Annotated in this window: 22 protein-coding genes and 1 riboswitch; of the genes, 9 read left to right on the forward strand and 13 right to left on the reverse strand. The window is 61.7% G+C overall.

From position 1 onward, the window contains the following. Nucleotides 1-247 precede the first annotated feature (247 nt). From EV586_RS11525 to EV586_RS11535, 3 genes are read left to right on the forward strand one after another with little or no spacing between them, the layout of a single operon-like run. A complete protein-coding gene (locus EV586_RS11525) occupies nucleotides 248-1,027 on the forward strand; it encodes a hypothetical protein (RefSeq protein ID WP_132945234.1) in 780 nt (259 codons plus the stop codon). 48 nt (nucleotides 1,028-1,075) lie between these two features. Continuing rightward, the gene (locus tag EV586_RS11530) at nucleotides 1,076-1,384 is read left to right on the forward strand and encodes a HesB/IscA family protein (protein WP_243653017.1); all 309 of its coding nucleotides are present in this window, start codon (nucleotides 1,076-1,078) and stop codon (nucleotides 1,382-1,384) included. A gap of 5 nt (nucleotides 1,385-1,389) precedes the next feature. Beyond that, on the forward strand, nucleotides 1,390-2,220 hold the full coding sequence (locus EV586_RS11535; protein ID WP_132945235.1) for an alpha/beta fold hydrolase: 831 nt from the start codon (nucleotides 1,390-1,392) through the stop codon (nucleotides 2,218-2,220). 14 nt (nucleotides 2,221-2,234) lie between these two features. Here the strand turns inward: EV586_RS11535 and EV586_RS21120 are convergent, their stop codons facing one another. From EV586_RS21120 to EV586_RS11545, 3 genes are all read right to left on the reverse strand, one after another. Continuing rightward, complete coding sequence (locus EV586_RS21120) at nucleotides 2,235-2,399, reverse strand: hypothetical protein (protein ID WP_165898548.1); 165 nt, start codon at nucleotides 2,397-2,399, stop codon at nucleotides 2,235-2,237. A 63-nt stretch (nucleotides 2,400-2,462) separates the two neighbouring features. Continuing rightward, a complete protein-coding gene (locus tag EV586_RS11540; protein ID WP_132945236.1) occupies nucleotides 2,463-3,137 on the reverse strand; it encodes a TerC family protein in 675 nt (224 codons plus the stop codon). A gap of 22 nt (nucleotides 3,138-3,159) precedes the next feature. Beyond that, nucleotides 3,160-3,328, reverse strand: a riboswitch (yybP-ykoY riboswitch). Nucleotides 3,329-3,427: 99 nt separating this feature from the next. Beyond that, nucleotides 3,428-3,670 carry a dihydrofolate reductase family protein gene (locus tag EV586_RS11545; RefSeq protein ID WP_132945237.1) on the reverse strand — a complete coding sequence of 81 codons (243 nt, stop codon included), beginning with the start codon at nucleotides 3,668-3,670 and terminating at the stop codon, nucleotides 3,428-3,430. Nucleotides 3,671-3,756: 86 nt separating this feature from the next. On the opposite strand from EV586_RS11545, the gene EV586_RS11550 reads away from it, so the two are divergent. After that, nucleotides 3,757-4,674, forward strand: coding sequence for a 2OG-Fe(II) oxygenase (locus EV586_RS11550; RefSeq protein WP_132945238.1), 918 nt, complete (start codon nucleotides 3,757-3,759; stop codon nucleotides 4,672-4,674). A gap of 74 nt (nucleotides 4,675-4,748) precedes the next feature. Here EV586_RS11550 and EV586_RS11555 read toward each other — a convergent pair whose 3' ends face one another. Both EV586_RS11555 and EV586_RS11560 read right to left on the reverse strand, forming a co-directional pair. Further along, complete coding sequence (locus tag EV586_RS11555) at nucleotides 4,749-5,528, reverse strand: hypothetical protein (protein ID WP_132945239.1); 780 nt, start codon at nucleotides 5,526-5,528, stop codon at nucleotides 4,749-4,751. Nucleotides 5,529-5,608: 80 nt separating this feature from the next. Beyond that, entirely contained in the window at nucleotides 5,609-5,914 is a 306-nt protein-coding gene (locus EV586_RS11560; RefSeq protein ID WP_132945240.1) for a hypothetical protein, read from the reverse strand. 170 nt (nucleotides 5,915-6,084) lie between these two features. Between EV586_RS11560 and EV586_RS11565 the strand changes: the two genes are divergently transcribed. Further along, on the forward strand, nucleotides 6,085-6,489 hold the full coding sequence (locus tag EV586_RS11565; protein ID WP_132945241.1) for a hypothetical protein: 405 nt from the start codon (nucleotides 6,085-6,087) through the stop codon (nucleotides 6,487-6,489). Nucleotides 6,490-6,571: 82 nt separating this feature from the next. Beyond that, entirely contained in the window at nucleotides 6,572-7,222 is a 651-nt protein-coding gene (locus EV586_RS11570) for a chloramphenicol acetyltransferase (protein WP_132945242.1), read from the forward strand. A gap of 15 nt (nucleotides 7,223-7,237) precedes the next feature. Here the strand turns inward: EV586_RS11570 and EV586_RS11575 are convergent, their stop codons facing one another. Further along, nucleotides 7,238-7,717 (reverse strand): GNAT family N-acetyltransferase, encoded by a 480-nt coding sequence (locus EV586_RS11575; RefSeq protein WP_132945243.1) that lies wholly within the window; start codon nucleotides 7,715-7,717, stop codon nucleotides 7,238-7,240. Between the two features lie 123 nt (nucleotides 7,718-7,840). Here EV586_RS11575 and EV586_RS11580 point away from each other — a divergent pair, with 123 nt between their 5' ends. Beyond that, nucleotides 7,841-8,572, forward strand: a complete 732-nt coding sequence (locus EV586_RS11580) for a class I SAM-dependent methyltransferase (protein WP_132945244.1) — start codon at nucleotides 7,841-7,843, stop codon at nucleotides 8,570-8,572. Then, nucleotides 8,569-9,795 carry an MFS transporter gene (locus EV586_RS11585; protein WP_165898549.1) on the forward strand — a complete coding sequence of 409 codons (1,227 nt, stop codon included), beginning with the start codon at nucleotides 8,569-8,571 and terminating at the stop codon, nucleotides 9,793-9,795. The genes EV586_RS11580 and EV586_RS11585 overlap by 4 nt, the downstream gene beginning before the upstream one ends. 12 nt (nucleotides 9,796-9,807) lie before the next feature. Here the strand turns inward: EV586_RS11585 and lpdA are convergent, their stop codons facing one another. The 4 genes from lpdA to pdhA are packed head-to-tail and all read right to left on the reverse strand — an operon-like array spanning nucleotide 9,808 to nucleotide 14,471. After that, nucleotides 9,808-11,226, reverse strand: a complete 1,419-nt coding sequence (gene lpdA / locus EV586_RS11590) for a dihydrolipoyl dehydrogenase (protein WP_132945246.1) — start codon at nucleotides 11,224-11,226, stop codon at nucleotides 9,808-9,810. 11 nt (nucleotides 11,227-11,237) lie between these two features. Next, nucleotides 11,238-12,443: a dihydrolipoamide acetyltransferase family protein gene (locus EV586_RS11595; protein ID WP_132945247.1), complete on the reverse strand. Its 1,206-nt coding sequence runs from the start codon at nucleotides 12,441-12,443 to the stop codon at nucleotides 11,238-11,240. A 16-nt stretch (nucleotides 12,444-12,459) separates the two neighbouring features. After that, entirely contained in the window at nucleotides 12,460-13,437 is a 978-nt protein-coding gene (locus EV586_RS11600; RefSeq protein ID WP_132945248.1) for an alpha-ketoacid dehydrogenase subunit beta, read from the reverse strand. After that, on the reverse strand, nucleotides 13,437-14,471 hold the full coding sequence (gene pdhA, locus EV586_RS11605) for a pyruvate dehydrogenase (acetyl-transferring) E1 component subunit alpha (RefSeq protein WP_132945249.1): 1,035 nt from the start codon (nucleotides 14,469-14,471) through the stop codon (nucleotides 13,437-13,439). Before pdhA ends, EV586_RS11600 begins: the two co-directional genes overlap by 1 nt. 177 nt (nucleotides 14,472-14,648) lie before the next feature. On the opposite strand from pdhA, the gene EV586_RS11610 reads away from it, so the two are divergent. Continuing rightward, nucleotides 14,649-15,113, forward strand: a complete 465-nt coding sequence (locus EV586_RS11610; protein ID WP_132945250.1) for a hypothetical protein — start codon at nucleotides 14,649-14,651, stop codon at nucleotides 15,111-15,113. Nucleotides 15,114-15,271: 158 nt separating this feature from the next. Here the strand turns inward: EV586_RS11610 and EV586_RS11615 are convergent, their stop codons facing one another. The 3 genes from EV586_RS11615 to EV586_RS11625 form a co-directional block, all read right to left on the reverse strand. Then, nucleotides 15,272-16,363: a Leu/Phe/Val dehydrogenase gene (locus EV586_RS11615; protein ID WP_132945251.1), complete on the reverse strand. Its 1,092-nt coding sequence runs from the start codon at nucleotides 16,361-16,363 to the stop codon at nucleotides 15,272-15,274. 132 nt (nucleotides 16,364-16,495) lie between these two features. Then, nucleotides 16,496-17,692 (reverse strand): 3-oxoadipyl-CoA thiolase, encoded by a 1,197-nt coding sequence (pcaF, locus tag EV586_RS11620; protein WP_132945306.1) that lies wholly within the window; start codon nucleotides 17,690-17,692, stop codon nucleotides 16,496-16,498. Then, nucleotides 17,670-18,479, reverse strand: a complete 810-nt coding sequence (locus tag EV586_RS11625; RefSeq protein ID WP_132945252.1) for a 3-hydroxyacyl-CoA dehydrogenase family protein — start codon at nucleotides 18,477-18,479, stop codon at nucleotides 17,670-17,672. Before EV586_RS11625 ends, pcaF begins: the two co-directional genes overlap by 23 nt. Nucleotides 18,480-18,489: the final 10 nt, after the last annotated feature.

The following is an 18,489-nucleotide window of genomic DNA, read 5'->3' on the forward strand; positions in this document are numbered from 1 at the left end:
CCCGTGTTGCTGGAACTTGCCGCAGGTCTTTTATCCCCACGGTGTAACGCATCTCCGATGCGCTCGGCCCCGCTTGGTTCGATCCGGTCTCCCGTCGGCTCCCTAGAGGCCCTTCCACTTGTTCCCTGTATCTTAGCATGTGGACATGTCCTTTGACAAGAGACATTTTCACAAAATTTGGGTGAGATCGTATTGTTTGCATCTTTTCTCCTTTATAATGGAAAGAAAGTGAATCGGGAGGGATGGCATGAAACCGGAATTGCAGAGCGCGACCGGAAATGGCACGTTGTGGCTGCGCGCCGCACTGTTTGCGATCGCCTTTGAGGCGGTTGGCATGTTGATCAGCTGGTGGATTTTTGGCGGTCCGCTGTCGATGGAGCCGATCACCTCGCTGAAGGTGACGGCCAACGTCGGGCTGCCCGGGCTGCAGTCACTGCTGGAGGCAGCCCACCAGCCGGGCTATCAGGTGACGCTGAGTCAGGGCAACAGCGCCCTGACACTCGTGCTGATGATCGGCTCCATGTTCTTCTACTGTCTGGGTCAGGCGCTGTATCTCGCGCTGCTGATCCGCAGCCAGCGCGATCTGCCGGGCACGACGGGGCAGGATGTGCGCCGCTCGTACGGCAAACTGCTGCTCTGGATGTTTACACAGGCCTTGTTTATGGGCATCATGGTGCCGATCATCGGTATTTTTGGTGTGATCGGCGGCCTGCTGGCCATCGCGCTGATGCTGTGGTTCCGCTATCATTTTCTCTTCTTTGAATTCACGGTGGTCGTGGAGCGGACGAGATTTTGGGAGACGTTCCGGCGCTCTGTGGAATTGCGGAACCGGGTGCAGGGGCGGGCTTTGTCAATGTTTCTCGTCATCGCCGGCGTGAACACGGTGCTGGCCTTTCTGATCAACGCCTTTTTCTCGGTGGGGATGATCGTGCTGATGCTGCCGCTCAATGCGATCCTGCTGACGGCGATCCAGAACGGGCTGTTGGAAGTCTTTTTTGACGCGCGCGACCAAGAATCGCTATACTAAAAGGGATTCTCTGTGGAATTCCATCAATTTGAACTGAGGTGCTTTCCTTTGACAACGACGATCGAAATGAACTCGCTCGCGGCGAAGAAAATCCGCGAAGCTTTGGCGCAAGAGAACAACCCGGAACTGAAATGCCGCGTCTACGTCGACCATGTGCACGGCGACCATGCCCATTACGGCCTGGCGTTTGACACGCAAAAGCCGGAAGACGAAGTGGTGACCGTGCAAGACATGGAACTGCTCGTCGGCCCGGATAACAAAGACTTCCTCAACGGCCTGTCGATCAAATACCTGCTCTACCCGAGCGAAGGCTTCAAGATCACCAACCCGAGCAAAAACAACCACGGCGACCACTAATCGTCATGAGCACGCAGGTGCTGAGCGTTGAGGTCGACGGCGGGACTTTATATGTAGAACAGCGCGGAGCAGGCGAGCCGGTGTTATTGGTGCACGGGCTGTTTGCCTCGTCCTATTGCTGGCGTCTGGTGGCGGAACGGCTCGCGAAGCGCTATGCCGTCTATGCGGTCGATCTGCTCGGCTTTGGCAAAAGCGACATGCCGGACGACGGCGATTATTCGCAATCTGCACAGGCCCGGCGCGTGCTGGAAGTGATCCGGCGCTTGGAGCTCTCCGAGGTGCGGCTCGTCGGTCATTCGATGGGCGGCGAGATCTCCGCGCTCGCCGCCTCCTTCGATCCGACGCCGTTCCGGCAACTGGTGCTGGTCTCCGCCGACGGGTTCCGCCCGGCGTTTAAGCGGTGGCAGCGGCGCTTGCTGTCCGGATCGTGGATGGGCTGGTTCGTCAAACGCAGGTTCGATGTCAAAGGCTTTCGGCGCTCGATCTCCTACATCGTCGCCGATCCGGCGGTGTATGGGTCGGACGTGATCGCCGAGTATGTCGCGCCCTATCGGCGGGAAGAGTTCCCGCTGGCGATGCGGCAGTTGGCCCGCGACCGCGAGGCGGGCATCGGGCCGGAGCTCTGCCGCACGATTCAGATCCCGACGCTGCTGCTCTGGGGCGATCAGGACCGCATCGTACCGCCGCGCATCGGCGACCGCTACCGGGATGTGCTGCCCAATGTCGTCCGCTATCGGCGGCTCGACAACTGCGGCCACATGCCGATGGAAGAGCATCCGGAGTGGCTGACCCGGGAGTTGCTCACCTTTTTTACCGCAGCATCTGCAGCTAAATAAAAACACCGCAGAGTTCACTGCGGTGTTTTTTTGCTGGATCGCCCCTGTTTCAGCTCGTAGAGCGGCACAGGGCCCCGCTCCTGTCTCGTGACGCGCAGCTCGATCAACTTTCGGATCAAGGCGCGTTCGCGCTCTCGCAGATGACCGGCGGGAACACGGGTGAGAGCGTTTTGACACATCGCGCTCCCCTCCTTTTCCTGCTCTATCCTATGCGGGCGTGTACAGGGCGGTGCGCCCAACTCTTAGGCTTCCGCTTCCAACTGCGGCTTGTGGCGGGAGGTCCACCATTTGCCGAAGCCGACGACGAGCAAGGTCGTGAACGCCGGGATCAGGTAGTGCAGGAAATCGGCCGTGAAGATCGGTGCGAGCAGCTTGTCATCGATCAGCATGTTGCCGGCCGTCCAGCCCAGCACCCCGGCCCCGAGGTAGATCAGGATCGGGAAGCGGTTGATCAGCTTGAGGATGACGGTCGAGCCCCAGACGATGATCGGGATCGAGATCGCCAGGCCGATCAGGACGAGCGAGATATGTTCTTTCCCCGCAGCTGCCACAGCGAAGATGTTGTCGAGCGACAGCACGAGGTCCGCCATGATGATCGTGCGGATCGCCGCGCCAAAGGTGTTGCCTTCTTTGATGTTGGCCTCTTCATCGGTGTTGTCGATGAGCAGCTTGATCGCCACCCAGAGCAGGAACACGCCGCCGATCGCTTGCAAGAGCGGCACTTTCAAGAGATACACCGCCACGACGGTCAGCGACACGCGCAGCCCGACCGCACCGAAGGTGCCCCAGAAGATGGCGCGCTTGCGCTGCGCTTCCGGCAGCCGGCGGGAGGCAAGGGCGATCACCATTGCGTTGTCACCCGAAACGACCAGGTCGATGATAATGATAGAAATCAGAGCCCACAGATACTCAAACACGTCGGAATCGCTCCTTTCACCTAAGCAGAATGTCCCTTATGGGAAAAATAAAAGAGACCTTTGCCATTGGAAAAAATGGCAAAGGTCTCGCTAAGCACTCCGCTCAACAAAGCCGGAGGATCACTCCTCGTCATGACGACTTTGTCTCAGGCAGGGGCACTGCCTGCAAGCTACTCCCCTTTGATTTTTCAATTGCAGATCGATTGGGCTTGACCGTCAAGGAAAATGGCACCACCCTCGCTAGATGCTATGATCGGACTTCATTCTTTATGCCTGCAAGGGTTGCTCGGTCAGGTCAGTACATCTTGGATCAGGCGACGGCTTTCCGGGTCGAAGTCGCCGCTGACGAACTCGACATGCGGGTCAAGCGGCAGGCCTGCCTGGTTGGTGAAGACGTAACATGTTTTGCCCGGATATGGAAACGTCTCCGCCTCGCGCATGTTGAAATCATAGGTGGCGCGCCCCATAACGAGTTGGTCCACCATGCTGTAAAACGCAGAATAGCCGTTGTCGCCTTTTCGGTTGCGGGTCATTCCCTTCAACTCCTCGCGTAAAGTGCCGTGCCGAAAGCAGCGCTCCGCCAATATTTTATAGTATTTGGAAAAAGGAGGAGTGCACCATGAACCCAGTCTCTCACGTTCCGGGCGAGTGGCAACGCTGGATTTCGGAAAATCTCACGCGAGGCGCATCGCCCGAGGTCGTGATTCAAAAAATGGTTGAGCACAAGTTCGACCTCGCCACCGCCCAAGCGGCCGTCGCTGCACAGCAAACAGCGGAACATCCGTCAGGACAGTCGTCGGAACAGCCGTCAGGGCAGACGTCGGGGCAGACGTCGGGGCAGTCATCAGCATCGGCAGCCGACGAGTCGTACGTCTACGAAACGCCCCGCATTCAGTCGTCCGGGCGCGTCATCTCCACCTCCGACCGCGATGTGCATGTTGTCGTCCGCAGTGAGCGGCCGGTGATCGTCGTGTTCGACGACATGCTCAGCGCCGATGAATGCGATGAAATGCTTCTCCTTGCCCAGTCGAGAGGCGTCCTGCGCTCCACCGTAGTCGATCCGCAGAGCGGCGCAGGCACGGTCGACAACGTTCGCACCAGCTTCGGCACGTATTTTCAACGCGGCGAAAACGAGCTGATCGCGCGCGTTGAGCAGCGCCTCGCCGAAGTGATGAACGTCCCGCTCGAGCACGGCGAAGGGCTTCAAGTGCTCCACTACAAGGGCGGCGGCGAGTACCGGCCGCATTTTGACTTTTTCCCGCCCTCCTCGCCAGGTAATCAAAGGCACCTCGCCAACGGCGGACAGCGGGTCAGCACGATGATCCTCTACCTGAATGACGTTCCGGCTGGCGGCGAGACGATCTTTCCGCAGATCTCGCTGTCGGTCGTGCCGAAAAAAGGGGCGGCTGTGTATTTTGAGTACTGCAACAGCCAAGGCCAAGTCGACCCCTTGACGCTGCATGGCGGCGCTCCCGTTACGCAGGGAGAGAAATGGATCGCAACCAAATGGGTGCGGCAGCACACTTGGGGTGGATGACGGCAGGATGAACAGCAAAAAGACAGCCTGTGCAGGCTGTCTTTTTGTGTACCTCTGGTCTGTATGCTGCGAGATTAGTCTTCGCAGTGGCCCGGACATTCGTCGAGTTGACCGCTGTTGTACTGTTCGAGCGTGCTGGCCAGAGCGGCCGCAACGGTCTTCTGATCAGGCGTATCACTTGCGGAGAGGAACTCGTTGGCCGCTGCGATCGCTGCCGTAGCTGCCGCGCAGGTTGCACCGTTCAGCACGTTCAGGTTGGCGGCGAGCAGTTGTGCGTACAGCTGGTTGTACTGCGGCACAGAGCTCGGACCGGACGACGGCTGGAGGATGGCGACCGCTTGTGCAGTGGTGGTGACGTTGATGCTAAGACCGCCGCCATTACCGAGCAGGATCGGCAGGAAACTGGTGGTCAGATCTACACCTTGGTTGCGCCAGAAGCCGATCGTGTGCGTGCAGCTGCCGGGCGGCGGAGGAGGCGGAGGGGGCGGCGTCGGCGGGCAAGGGGTGAGCGCGGGCATTTCGCAGGTCGCGCTGGTGTTGCGGACGGCCGCTTCCGCCGAGAAGTTCAGCTTGAACTCCGCACAGATCACTTGGCTGACCGAGAACCGGCAGGGCGTCGGCGCAGTCATGGGCGGGGACGCACAAGGCCCGAGCACGGGGCCTCCCACGCATTTCACGCTGATCGTCTGCGTCGTCACGGACGGGACAATCTCCAGATCGGCTTGCAGGCACACCTGATCCGAGACGGTCACCGGGCAGTTGACCATCGGATCTACCAGCGTTACCTGCGGCTGCTCAGCGGCTTGGGCGCTGGCATTTGCGCCGGCGCATCCACAGTCGTTTTGATTCGTCATGCAGAATCACTTCCTTTCATTAATCTGCTTTATCAGATGCAGGAACGAGCCATCGCGCATTGAGGCAAATGCTGTTTTTGTCAAAAATCAGCGTTTGTCCCGCAATCCTCCAGCTCCGGAATTCGACAGACCGATCCGCCATGCGCCACGTTCGTTTTGGCACCAAATTGGATCGGGATGCGCAAGCGCAGTTGTTGCTGCACCGTAAACGAGCAGGGGGACGGCGGGCAGGCACGAGGAGGGGCGCCTCTGCGACAGCGCAGCGGTCCGACGCATTCGACCTGCAGCCCGCGCCCGATCCTCACTTGCGGAGTGACGGTGACAACCGCTTCCACCTGCACGTCCTGATGAACCACCGCTGTGCAGTTGCCTTGCTGGGCTTCCATAGCATTCAGTCCTCTCGGCATAGGATGACAACCTACTCTCATTGAATGTCGAGCCGAGCGCATTGGCTTGGGCAAATACGGAGATTTTGAAAAATGGACGATTCGACCGGTGCATTCCCCCAAGCTGCGCCCGTATAATATTCCAGAAAAACAGACAGGAGGGGATCAGGATGCGCCATCGAAAGACCGGAGGAACCTGTAGGAAAAAAGCGATATGGGTCCGCAAGCATCTGCCCTGCCGGAGCCGGCCGAAACAGCAGCGGGCACACCGGCAGCCGCGCAGTCCCGAGGAGCCGTTTTTGGAGTACATTCCTTCCGAGTCCGTGGCGGACAGAGAAGGATGCACGCATTTTTTGCATAAAAACGTACGTGTCGAAGCGGTTGTCACCGTCACCCCGTCGGTCACGATCTTGGAGCCGGGCCCGATGCTCGACTGCGAAGCGTCCTGCCCGCCAGGCAAGCACAAAGGCGTAAAAGGGCCGCAGACGTATCGCGTCCAGCAGGATCTGCTGCTCAAGATCCCGCTGCGCTTTGGAGCGGACGTCGAGGCGCGGCTTGGCGATTTCGACTGTTAAGCGCAGACCGGCCATCCGTACAGCGCGGCGGCCGGTTTTTGTGTACAATACGGGAAAAGGATTTTTAAGGGGAGACAAGCCTGTGCGATACCTCGATCTGGAGACCTGGCCGCGAAAAAACCACTATCACTTCTTCCGCACGATGGACTATCCGCATTTTAACGTCTGTGCCAACGTGGATGTGACCCGCTTCCAAGCGGTGGTGAAAGCGAACGGGCTGTCTTTTTTCAAAACGTTTTTGTATGCGGTCGTAAGGACGGCCAATGAGTTGAAAGAGTTTCGCTACCGGATTCGCGAGAAAGGCGTGGTCGAGCATGACGCGGTGCATCCGTCATTTACGCTGATGACGTCGGAAGATGTGTTTCGCTTTACGGAGGCGAAATACCATCCGGAGCTGCACGTATTTCTTGAAGAGACCGCCAAGGTGATGGACGCGGCCAAAGACACCGTCTACATCGAAGACGAGCCCGGCCGCGACGACCTGCTCTACGTCACCTGCCTGCCCTGGGTCTCCTTCACCAGTGTCCAGCACCCGATCCACATGGACCCGCACGACAGCGTGCCCCGTTTCGCATGGGGCAAGTTCTTCGAGGAGAACGGGAAGGTGAAAGTGCCATTGGGGATTCAGGTCCATCACGCGCTGGTGGATGGTGTGCATGTAGGGCAGTTTTTCATGCGGGTGCAGGAAGTGTTGGATGAGTTTGGAGAGATCGAAAAAGGCACTCACCGGTGATGGTGAGTGCCTTTTTTACTTGAGCCGCTTCCCCATTCGCCAGCAGAGCTGCTGGAGGGAGTTGGTCTCTTGCGCCAACTGCTCGAAGCCGTTTTTTTCGTAGAATCGGATGGCGCGGGCGTTGGTTTGGGCGACGCGGAGGTGGTACTCGGGGAACTGGAGCTTGCGGAACAGGTCTTCCGCATAGCGGAGGAGCTGCTGGCTGTAGCCTTGGCCCCGGCCTTCGGGAACGACGTAGATGAAGCTGATGTAGCCGACCTCCCGCCCTTCGTACTCGGCGCGGCGCAGGACGAGCTCGCCGACGGTGTGCCCGTCGTCTTCCATCAGCACGAACCCTTCCGGCAGATCGGCCGCTTTTTGCTTGGCGAATTGGATGTAGTCCTCTTCATTAAATTGCAGGTCCCCTTCCGCCTGCTCCGCTTCGCTGATGTCGGTGAAAAATTGGACGAGCGTGGCGCGGTCGGCGTCCGGTTGGACGAGTCGAAATGTGATCACAAGTAGCTCCTCCCTTTTTGACTTTCGCTTAGTTTAGCACAAGAACTCCCATCTTGGCAGAGCTTTGCCGCCAGTGTATAGTAAGAGGAACTTCCATTTAGTAGGAACTGTGAGGGACGATAGATGTTGCATACCGGAAAGAATTTTTTTGATCAGGAAGAGGTGTTCAACACCTATTGGCGGCAACGCGGACGCGAACTGAGCGCCAATGCCGTGCTGGAGGAGCCGGTGATCGAAGAGTTGATCGGCCCTGTACAGGGCTTGGCCTTGCTCGACCTCGGATGCGGGAACGGACAGTACGGTGCCGAGCTGCTGGGGCGCGGCGCGAAGTCGTTTTTCGGCGTGGATGCGGCGCAGAAGATGCTGGAGCAGGCGCAAGAGCGGCTGCACGGAACTGAAGCGACCCTGGTGCGCGGGACGTTTGAAGAGATCGACCTGCCTGCCGAGAGCTTTGACTTGGCCCTGTCGCGGCTGGCGCTGCACTATGTGGAGGATATCTGCTCCGTGTTTGCCAAAGTGGCGAAGAGTCTGGTCAAAGGCGGCCGGTTTGTCTTATCGGTGGAGCATCCGCTGCTGACATCCAGTCTCGATCAGGAGATCACCGGTCCGCGCGGCAGCATGGTGGTCGATGACTACTTTGTCAGCGGGCCGCGCGAGATCGAATGGCTGGGCGGGCGGGTGCAAAAGTTTCATCACACGTTGGAGGAGTATTTTCTGGCGCTGCAAGGGGCAGGATTCCAGGTCGAAATGCTGCGCGAGTCGAAGCCGAAGCGGGAGCTGTTCCCCACGGAGGAGGAATTCCTGCGCCGGTCGCGGATTCCCTTGTTTTTGTTCCTCGTCGGGAGGAAGTCATGAGCCGGACCGCTTCGTTTCGCTTCTTATGGATCGGCCAGACGGCGGCGAATCTGGGCGATGTGCTGTATGTGGTGGTGATCATCGCCATGATCTACGGCGCGACCGGGTCGGCGATGCTGACCGCGCTGGTGCCGATCGTCACGATGAGCACGCAGCTGATCGGCGGGTTTACCGCGCCTTTGCTGATCGACCGCTTCCGGCTGACCGTGCTGCTGTGGAGCACGCAGCTGGGGAAGACGCTGCTGTTCGTATTGCTGACGCTCAATCTCGATCTGTTTCTGCACGGGGGCTGGCTGCCGCTGCTGTACGTGTTGATGGCGCTGTTTTCCTGGCTGGACTCGGCGGCCAATCCGGCGCGCAACGCGATCGTGCCGCGCTTGGTCGACCCGAGCCGGCTGGTGAAAGTCAACGGCCTGCTCGCTTCGACCGATCAGACGGTGCAGCTCGCAGGCTGGGCGCTGGGCGGCGTGCTGTTTGTCGCGCTCGGCGGAACGCTCAGCTTGTGGCTGTGCTTCGTTCTGCATGCGGCGGCCGCTTTGATGATGTTTGGCGTGCGCGACCCGCTGCCTGCGGAGGAACAGGCAGCGGATGCAAGCAACAAGTCAGGCTTGGAGTCGGTCAAAGAAGGCTGGGTCTTCGTCTGGCGCTCACCGCTGCTGCGTCTGGTGATCGTGATGGACGCGCTGGAGGTGCTGGCGGAAGGCGTCTGGATCGGTGCAGTGGTGATGGTGTTTGTGCAGGAGGCGCTGGGACAAGGGGCGCAGTGGTTCGGCTTTTTGAACGCCGGCTACATGGCGGGCATGCTGCTTGGCGGGATGCTGGTCACCGCGTTTTCCAAATGGGTCGAGGCGCGGATGGGCTTGCTGCTGATCTTGGGCTCGATCATCTATGCGCTGCTCAATGTCGGGTTTGCGCTGAACAGCACTCCTTGGCTGGCACTTGGGATCTGCCTGCTGATGGGCCTGCCCCACCAGTTGAAAGCCGTGGTGCAGCAGACCCTGTTCCAAACGCAGGTCGAAGCCCGCTTGCTGCCGAAAGTGTTTTCGGTGAAGCTGACCGTGTTTTACACCGGGTTTGCCTTGTCTTCGCTGATGATGAGTCTGCTGACCGATGCGGTCGGCGTGCGGTTCGTCTATCTGCTGGCCGCCGCGCTGGTCGGCGTGGCCGCTGTGGTGGCGACCAGTCAGTGGAAATTGTTGAAAAAAGCATCTGTCTCGCCATGAGACAGATGCTTTTTATTTGCGCTTGGCGAGATGAATCGCCGCCCCGTCCGCGTCGGCAGCCGCTTCCATCAGGACTTCGGTCAAGGTCGGGTGCGGATGGACGGTGAGGTGCAGGTCTTCGAGCGTGGCGCCCATCTCGATGGCGAGCGCCGCTTCGCCGATCAGCGAGGACGCTTCCGGACCGACGATGTGGACGCCGAGCACGACGCCGCTCTCCTGCTCGGCAACGATGCGGCAATAGCCGTCGCCTGCGCCGGTGGTGAGCGCGCGGCCGTTGACGGCGAAGGGGAACTGGCCGGATTTGACGGCGTAACCCTGTGCGCGCGCTTCCGCTTCGGTGAGGCCGGTGACGGCGATCTCCGGATCGGTGAAGATCACAACGGGCAGGCAGGCCATGTCTTTGGCGCTGGCCAGGCCTGCGATCGCTTCGGCTGCGATGATGCCCTCCTTGCTCGCTTTGTGGGCCAGCATCGGGCCGTGAGTGATGTCGCCGATGGCGAAGATGTTCGGGTTGTGCGTGCGGCCTTGCGCGTTGGTGTGCAGGAACCCTTTTTCGTCTGTCTGCAGCCCCGCCCGGTCGAGGTCGAGCCCTTCGGTGTTCGGGCGGCGTCCGACGGTAACGAGCACTTTGTCGGCGGTGAAGATTTTGTCCTCCCCTTTTTCCCGCAGGCGGACGTCCACGCGGCCGTTTTCAATCGTGTGGGCGAGGGCTTCCGTTTCCGTCAGCAAGGTGACGCCCATGCGCCGGAGATTTTTTTTCACGATCCGCACCAAGGCAGGGTCGATGCCGGGCAGGAGGTCGGACGCCATCTCGGCGATGGTGACGCGGGTGCCGAGCTTGGCAAACGCGGTGCCAAGCTCCAGCCCGATGTAACCGCCGCCGATGATGAGCAGCTCTTGCGGCAGCTCGGTCAGTTGCAGCGCGTCGGTCGAGGACAGGATGTAGGTGCCGTCAAAAGGCAGGCTGGGCAGTTGCAGCGGCCGCGAGCCGGTGGCGAGGATCGCCTGATCGAAGCGGTAATATTCCATGCCGGACGCCGTTTCCACCGCGATGCGGTCTTCGGTCATGAACAGCGCTGCGCCTTGGGTGACCGTGACGCCGTTTTGCTTGAGCAGGGTGGCAACGCCGCCGGTAAGCTTGTGGACGATGCCGGTTTTCCAAGCTTGGAGCTTCTGCATGTCGAGCTCCGGAGCGGCGGTGTGCAAGCCCATGTCGACCGCTTCGGCGATGGCGACCGCAGTATTCGCGGCGTGGATCAGCGCTTTGGACGGAATGCAGCCGACGTTGAGGCAGACGCCGCCCAGATGCTCTTTCTCCACAAGCACGACTTCTTTGCCGAGCTGGGCGGCGCGGATCGCTGCCACATAACCGCCGGGGCCGCCGCCGATGACGACGACTTGGACTTCTTGCGCGATGTCTCCTACGACCATCGGGTACCTCCTTAGCTCATTTCGAGGAACAGCCGCTGCGGCGTTTCCAGCAGCTGTTTGATCTTGTTGGTGAAGCGCACCGCTTCCGCTCCGTCGATCACGCGATGGTCGAAGGACAGAGAGAGATACATCATCGTGCGGATGACGATCTCGCCGCCCCGCACGACCGGCCGCTCCTGCATCGGGTGGATGCCTAGGATCGCCACTTCCGGGTAGTTGAGGATCGGGGTGGCGAACAGGCCTCCGACCGGGCCCATGTTGGAGACGGTGAACGTGCCACCGCGCATGTCGCCGAGGGCGAGGGTCCGGCTTTTGGCCTGCTCGGTGAGCGCTTTGGCTGCGGCGGCGAGCTCGAGCAGGGAGCGGCGGTCGGCGTGCCTGATCACCGGTACCATCAGACCGTCCGGCGTGTCGACGGCGACGCCGATGTGGCAGTCGCGGTGCAGGACGATCTCGCCTTGCGCATCATCCATGTGGGCGTTGAGGTGCGGGTGCGATCTGAGGGCGGTGGTCAGCGCTTTGAGGATGAAGGGCAGGTAGGTGATCTTTTCGCCGGAAGGAGCGAGCCATTCGTTCGCCTGCTGGCGACAGGCGACCAGCTCGGTCATGTCCACTTCGTCGACCGCCGTGACGTGCGGCGCCGTGAACGCCGACTTCGTCATGCGGTCGGCGATGGTGCGGCGCAGGCCGCGCAAAGGAATCCGGGTGCTGTCAGATGCAGCGGCGGGTGCGGGTGCGGGGTCGGATGTGCAGGAAGGAGCCGCCGTGTCGGATGGTTGCGCTGCGGAGTGGTGCGCGGTGACGGCCGGCGGTGCCGCAGCAGGTGCAGCCGGTTGTTCTGCTGTATGTAAAAACGCTTGCACGTCCTCCTTCGTCACGCGCCCCGCCGGGCCGGTGCCGGTCACTTGCGAGAGATCGACGCCCTGATCGCGGGCGTATTTGCGGGTCGACGGCGTGGCGAGCACCCGCTTGGACAGCTTGTCTTCCCCGATCACCACCAGCACCTCGCCGACGCGGGCCAGCTCGCCCGCTTGGGCGCGGATCTCCTGCACGCAGCCGGACGCGGGGGATGGCAGCTCGACCAGCGCTTTGTCGGTCTGCACTTCCACCAGCGGGTCGAACTCGCGCACGACATCGCCTTCCTGCACCAGCCAGCGCACGACTTCCGCTTCGTGGATGCCTTCGCCGACGTCGGGAAGCTTGAATGCAACGGTCATGGAACGTCCCCCCCTGTTAAAAGTTCATCACGCTTTCGATGCCGTGCAGAATCCGCTTGGCGTCCGGCGCATAAATGTCCTCCAGCGAAAACAGCGGCTGCGGCGCATCATAGCCGCCGACGCGGCCGACGGGAGCTTCCAGCGACAAAAGCGCCCCGTCGTTGATCAAGGCGACGACCTCCGCCCCGAGTCCCGCCGTCTTCGGCGCTTCATGCACGACGAGCGCCCGGCCCGTTTTTTCCACCGAAGCGAGGATCGTCTCCCGGTCGAGCGGCGACAAGGTGCGCAGGTCGACCACCTCCACGTCCCAGCCCTTTTGCTTGGCCAGTTCCGCCGCCTCCAGCGACACGCGCAGCATCGTGCCCCAGGCGAACAGGGAGATCTGCCTCCCTTCGCGCACCACGTTCGCTTTGCCGATCGGCACGGTGTAGTGCCCGTCCGGCACCTCTTCCTTAATGGCGCGGTAGATGCGCATCGGTTCGAAAAAGAGCACCGGGTCGTCTTCGGCCAGCGCGGCGAGCAGCAAGCCTTTTGCATCGTACGGCGTGGATGGGCAGACCACTTTCAGCCCCGGCTGGTGTACGAAAAATGCCTCCGGGCTGTCCCCGTGCAACTCCGGTGCGCGAATGCCGCCGCCATAAGGCGCGCGGATCACCATCGGGCAGGAGAACCGCCCTTGCGAGCGCATGCGCACCCGCGAGACGTGGCAGACGATCTGCTCGACCGCCGGATAGATGAACCCGGCAAACTGCAGCTCGGGCACCGGGCGCATCCCGTTCACCGCGAGCCCGACCGACGCGCCGATGATGCCCGCTTCCGCCAGCGGCGTGTCGACGACGCGGTCGCTGCCAAACTCCGCCTGCAAGCCTTCCGTGGCGCGGAACACCCCGCCGTTGACTCCGACGTCTTCGCCGAGCAGCAGCACGCGCCGGTCTTCGCGCAAGGCGACGCGCAGGCCGTCGGTGATCGCTTGGATCAAGTTGCGTTTTGCCATCACTTCCCGCCTCCGTTTCCGTACAGCTTGCGCATCTCGGCGCGCTGTTCTTGCAGGTGCCAGGGCAGTTTCGCATAGGCGTGCTCGAAAATGCGGTTGTGGTCGACCGGCGGAGCGGCGAGCATCTCCTCGATTGCGCGCTGCACCGTGGCGTCCGCTTCTTCCCAAGCGGCCGTCTCCTGCTCTTCCGACCAGACGCCGAGCGTGAGCAGGGTCTGTTTCAGTCGTGCAATGCCGTCTTTTTCCCGCCACCCATTCACTTCCGCTTCGTCCCGGTAGCGGGTGTGGTCGTCGGCGGTGGTGTGCGAGCCGTAGCGGTAGGTGACCGCCTCGATCAGGGTCGGCCCTCCGCCGCTGCGGGCTCGGTCGGCAGCCGTTCTGACCGCTTCGTAGACGGCGACGGCGTCGTTGCCGTCCACGCGGACGCCGGCGATGCCGTATGCAGCCGCTTTCTCGGCCAGGGTTTCCGTCGCGGTCTGCTTGGACAGCGGGACGGAGATCGCATAGCCGTTGTTCTGGCAGAAAAAGAGCACAGGCAACTGAAAGACGCCGGCAAAGTTCATCGCTTCGTGAAAGTCCCCTTCGGACGTCGCCCCGTCGCCGAGAAAGCCGACGGTGACGGTGTCCTCGCCGCGCAGTTTGCTCGCCCAGGCGGCGCCGACGGCGTGCGGGAGCTGGGTGGCGATCGGCACGGCGATCGGGAAGATGTTGACGCCTGGAGGCGAGATACAGCCTTCGGGGCGGCCGTTCCAGTAAAGGAAGATCGTCGCCATCGGCAGGCCGTGCACCATCGACACGCCGTGCTCGCGGTAGGTCGGGAACAGCCAGTCCCGCTTTTCCAAAGCAAAACCGCACCCGACCTGCGCCGCCTCCTGCCCCTCCAGCGGCGCATAGGTGCCGATCCGCCCCGAGCGCTGCAGATGCACCGCGCGGCGGTCAAAATGGCGGACGGTGATCATCCACTTGTACATTTCCGTTAACAGCGCAGGCGAAAGCGATTTCCCTTCTGCCTGACATTGATCAATCCGGTTCATCAACTTGTCCCCCCTTCGTTCCCTATATATGCGGGAACTTCTGCAAAAATCTCTCTGCAATTTGAGAACTGTCTGCGCTTGCACATTTGTGTAAATTTATCGTTGCTTACAGCGCAACCTCCATGCTAGTCTATACCTGCAGAAGATACCTGACCTTCGCAAAGGAGCGTGTGAAACATGGAAGTATCACAAAGCCTCATGGAAGAAATGCGCGACATGCTGAAAGCCCTGATCGGCCGCAGCGATACGCACAGCGCCCAGATCGAAGGGCTGACCCGGCAGGTAAAAGAGATTCGCGAGACGATGGCCGCACTTGAAGCAACTACCAAACAAGAGCTCGCACAACTCCGCGCTGAGATGGCGACCAAACAAGAACTCGCACAACTCCGCGCCGAGATGGCGACCAAACAAGAACTCGCACAACTCCGCGCCGAGATGGCGACCAAACAAGAACTCGCCGAACTCCGCGCTGAGATGGCGACGAAGGACGACATCCTGATTCTCCACAAGCAGATCGCCGGCCTGAAGAGCGACAGCACCTACCTCAAAGACCAGTCCTACCGCAACACGATGGACATCTACCATCTCAAACTGCAGATGGGTCAGCTGCACAACGAAGGGCATGGGCCGCTTCAAAAGTAACGCAGCGTTTTTCGAAGCCGGATACACCCCGCGTGTACGCCGCGATCTCCTTCGCCTCATCAATTGGCAACACCCTCCACTTTCCGCACGACAATTTCCCAGAACCAAAGACCCTGCTTTTCCTCGCAAGCATCGGGACGAGCAGGGTACTTTTTTCTCTATCGCGCCTTCTGCACCCACACCGCCTTCAGATCTTTCACCTGCTCGATCCGCTGCTCCACCAAGCGGTCTGCCGCCAGCCAGGTCGGAATCTCCCGCTCGGCAGAAAACGCATACACTTGCAGCAGCATGTCATAGATCGCCTTCGTCTTCGCCAACACCCGCTCCGGCACATAGCCTTGCAGTTCATCGGCGACCTGAATCAGCCCGCCCGCGTTTGCCAGATAGTCGGGCGCATACAAGATCCCCCGCTCCGCCAGCATCGCACCGTGTTTTTCCATGTCGAGCAGCTGGTTGTTCGCCGACCCGACCACCGCCGCACAGCGCAGTTCGTAAATCGTCTCGTCGTTCAAAATCGCCCCCAGCGCACACGGCACAAACACATCGACGTCCAGCCCGTAGATCTCCTCCGGCCCGACCACTCCGAGCAACTGCTCGCCCGGCGTCGCCGTCACCACCGCATCCAGATTGGGCTGGGACACATCGGTCACATACACCGCACCGCCCGCTTCGACCAGGTGCTGCACGACCAGCGCCCCGACCTTCCCCACGCCCTGCACCGCAAAACGCCTCCCGGTCAGCTCCGTGCTTCCCCACAGCCACATCGCCGTCGCCTTGATCGCTTCAAACACGCCAAGCGCCGTCGGCACCGCCGTGTTCCCCGAGCCGCCATACTCCACCGGCAATCCGACGAAACAGGACGACTCCCGCTTGGCATGCACAAAATCCTGCGGCGTCGTGCCCATGTCGGTCCCCGTATAAAAGCGGCCGCCCAAGCCTTGCACATACCGCCCGAACACGCGGAACAGCTCCGGCGATTTGTCCTGATTGGGGTCGCCGATCAAGACCGCTTTGCCGCCGCCGTTGTCCACATCCACCACGCCGCACTTGTACGTCATGCCCCTGGACAACCGCAGCACGTCAAACAGAGCTTCCTCCTCCGTCTCATACGGACGCATCCGGCACCCGCCGAGCGCCGGCCCCAGCGTCGTGTCATGGATCGCCACGATGCCTTTCAGCCCCGTGCCGCGATGCTGCAGGAAATGGACTTGTTCGTGCCCGTATTTCGCCATCTCTTCAAAAATCCTCATCTCAGACTACCCCCTTGTCCCTCTCGCTGCTTCTCTTCCAACATATTCCCGCCCCCCGCGCAAAATGATAGAAAACAAAAAGAGCCGCCCGTCAGGACGACTCCCACCACGCCTACACCGCTCCGTTTCCGCTCAGACCCGTTCAAACACGGTCGCCACGCCTTGCCCGACGCCGACGCACATCGTCGTCACGCCGTAGCGGTGCCCTTGGCGCTTCATCTGGTGCAGCAGCGTCGCCACCATCCGCGCCCCGGTCGCGCCGAGCGGATGCCCGAGCGCGATGCCGCCGCCGTTCGGGTTCACTTTTTCCAGCGGAATGCCGAGCTCCCGGACGGACGCCAAGACCTGTGCGGCGAACGCCTCATTGATCTCAAACAAGTCGATCTGCTCCGGGTGCAGCCCCGCCGCCCGCAATGCTTTCTGCACGGCAGGCACCGGCCCGATGCCCATCACGGCCGGATCGACCCCCGCCTGCGCCGACACCACGTAGCGCGCCAACGGAGTCAGGCCGAGCCTTTCCGCCAGCTCCCGCGACGTCACCAAGACGGCCGCCGCGCCGTCATTGATGCCCGACGAGTTGCCCGCCGTCACCGTGCCCCCTGCGCGAAACGCCGGGCGCAGCTTGGCCAGCTTTTCCATCGTCGTGTCCGCACGGGGATGCTCATCCCGCTCAACGAGGAGCGGTGCGCCTTTCTGCTGCGGCACCTGCACCGGTACGATCTCATCTGCAAACACGCCAGTCGCGATCGCCGCCGCCGCCCGGTGCTGGCTGAGCAGAGCAAACGCATCCTGCTCTTCCCGTGAAACGCCATAGCGCTCCGCCACATTTTCTGCCGTCTCGCCCATCGAATAGGGAGGATGCAGTTCGGACAGCCGCGGGTTGGGAAACCGCCAGCCGATCGTCGTGTCATAGACCTGCACGTCGCGCGCGAACGCCCCTTCCGCTTTGCCCATCACAAAAGGCGCCCGGGTCATCGACTCCACCCCGCCCGCGATCACCGCATCCGCTTCACCGGCCACTATCGCCCTCGCCGCGCTGTTGACCGCTTCCAGCCCCGACGCGCAGAGCCGGTTGACCGCCACGCCCGGCACACTCACCGGCAGACCTGCCAACAGCGCAGCCATCCGCGCCACGTTGCGGTTGTCCTCGCCAGCCTGATTGGCACAGCCGAGGATCACATCTTCGATGAGACTGGGGTCGATCCCCGTCCGCGCCACCAGCGCCCGGATCGCACCGGCTGCCAGATCATCGGGCCGCACGTCTTTCAGCGCACCGCCATACCGCCCGATCGGCGTCCGCACCGCATCAATAATGACCGCCTCGCGCATCCGCATCGTCTGCCGCCTCCCCCTGTATCGGATAAAAACGCCGCCCCGCCTTCGCCATCCGCTGCAGCAGCGGCGCCGGGCGGTAGCGGTCGTCACCCTGCTCGGCAAACACGCCTTGCAGCACGGCGACGACCTGCTCGACCCCGATCTGATCCGCCCATTCCAGCGGGCCGTGCGGGTAGTTCGTGCCGAGCCGCATCGCCGTGTCCAAGTCTGCTTCCGTCGCGATCCCTTCCATCAGCGCGTACGCCGCTTCGTTGATCACCATCGCCACCACGCGCGGCATGACCAGCCCGGCGCTGTCCTTGACCCAGACCGCTTCCCGGCCGAGCCCCGCTTGCAAAAAGCGACCCGCCCGCTCCGCCGTCTCCGCGCTGGTCTGCAAGCCTTGCGCCGCCTCCAGACAAGCCACCCCGGCCAGCGGCGGCACATAGCCGAATCCGGCGACCCGCTCCGGCAGCGCACACCACGACGCCGCTTCCGTCACCGACAGCCCCAGCGCCGCGATCAGCAAAAGCGCGTCGGGCGCCATCCGCCGTTCCACTTCGCGCACGATCTCGCGCACCGTTTCCCGCTCGGAGGCGAAGGCGAGCACGACCGTGTCGAACGTCCGCACCTCCACCGTCTGCATCAGTTCGCGCACCGCATGCAGCCCGTCCCCCTTCCAGACAAAAAGCGGTTCGTCTGCCGCAAACGACGTCACGAGCAGCCCCGAACCGGCCAGCTCCCTCGCCATCTCCCGGGCAACGATTCCGTCACCGAGTACCAGCACGCGGCTGTTCGTCATCGAGACAGAC

Source organism: Tumebacillus sp. BK434 (genome assembly GCF_004340785.1).
Taxonomy (GTDB): Bacteria; Bacillota; Bacilli; order Tumebacillales; family Tumebacillaceae; genus Tumebacillus_A.

Coding starts and splice junctions, on each gene's coding strand:
- EV586_RS11525 (WP_132945234.1), top strand. CDS start 248: ATGAAACCGGAATTGCAGAGCGCGACCGGAAATGGCACGTTGTGGCTG.
- EV586_RS11560 (WP_132945240.1), bottom strand. CDS start 5,914: ATGGAAGCCCAGCAAGGCAACTGCACAGCGGTGGTTCATCAGGACGTG.
- EV586_RS11610 (WP_132945250.1), top strand. CDS start 14,649: ATGGAAGTATCACAAAGCCTCATGGAAGAAATGCGCGACATGCTGAAA.
- EV586_RS11545 (WP_132945237.1), bottom strand. CDS start 3,670: ATGACCCGCAACCGAAAAGGCGACAACGGCTATTCTGCGTTTTACAGC.
- EV586_RS11595 (WP_132945247.1), bottom strand. CDS start 12,443: ATGACCGTTGCATTCAAGCTTCCCGACGTCGGCGAAGGCATCCACGAA.
- pdhA (WP_132945249.1), bottom strand. CDS start 14,471: ATGAACCGGATTGATCAATGTCAGGCAGAAGGGAAATCGCTTTCGCCT.
- EV586_RS21120 (WP_165898548.1), bottom strand. CDS start 2,399: ATGTGTCAAAACGCTCTCACCCGTGTTCCCGCCGGTCATCTGCGAGAG.
- EV586_RS11625 (WP_132945252.1), bottom strand. CDS start 18,479: ATGACGAACAGCCGCGTGCTGGTACTCGGTGACGGAATCGTTGCCCGG.
- EV586_RS11585 (WP_165898549.1), top strand. CDS start 8,569: ATGAGCCGGACCGCTTCGTTTCGCTTCTTATGGATCGGCCAGACGGCG.
- EV586_RS11550 (WP_132945238.1), top strand. CDS start 3,757: ATGAACCCAGTCTCTCACGTTCCGGGCGAGTGGCAACGCTGGATTTCG.
- EV586_RS11565 (WP_132945241.1), top strand. CDS start 6,085: ATGCGCCATCGAAAGACCGGAGGAACCTGTAGGAAAAAAGCGATATGG.
- EV586_RS11615 (WP_132945251.1), bottom strand. CDS start 16,363: ATGAGGATTTTTGAAGAGATGGCGAAATACGGGCACGAACAAGTCCAT.
- EV586_RS11580 (WP_132945244.1), top strand. CDS start 7,841: ATGTTGCATACCGGAAAGAATTTTTTTGATCAGGAAGAGGTGTTCAAC.
- EV586_RS11535 (WP_132945235.1), top strand. CDS start 1,390: ATGAGCACGCAGGTGCTGAGCGTTGAGGTCGACGGCGGGACTTTATAT.
- EV586_RS11555 (WP_132945239.1), bottom strand. CDS start 5,528: ATGACGAATCAAAACGACTGTGGATGCGCCGGCGCAAATGCCAGCGCC.
- EV586_RS11600 (WP_132945248.1), bottom strand. CDS start 13,437: ATGGCAAAACGCAACTTGATCCAAGCGATCACCGACGGCCTGCGCGTC.
- pcaF (WP_132945306.1), bottom strand. CDS start 17,692: ATGCGCGAGGCGGTCATTATTGATGCGGTGCGGACGCCGATCGGGCGG.
- lpdA (WP_132945246.1), bottom strand. CDS start 11,226: ATGGTCGTAGGAGACATCGCGCAAGAAGTCCAAGTCGTCGTCATCGGC.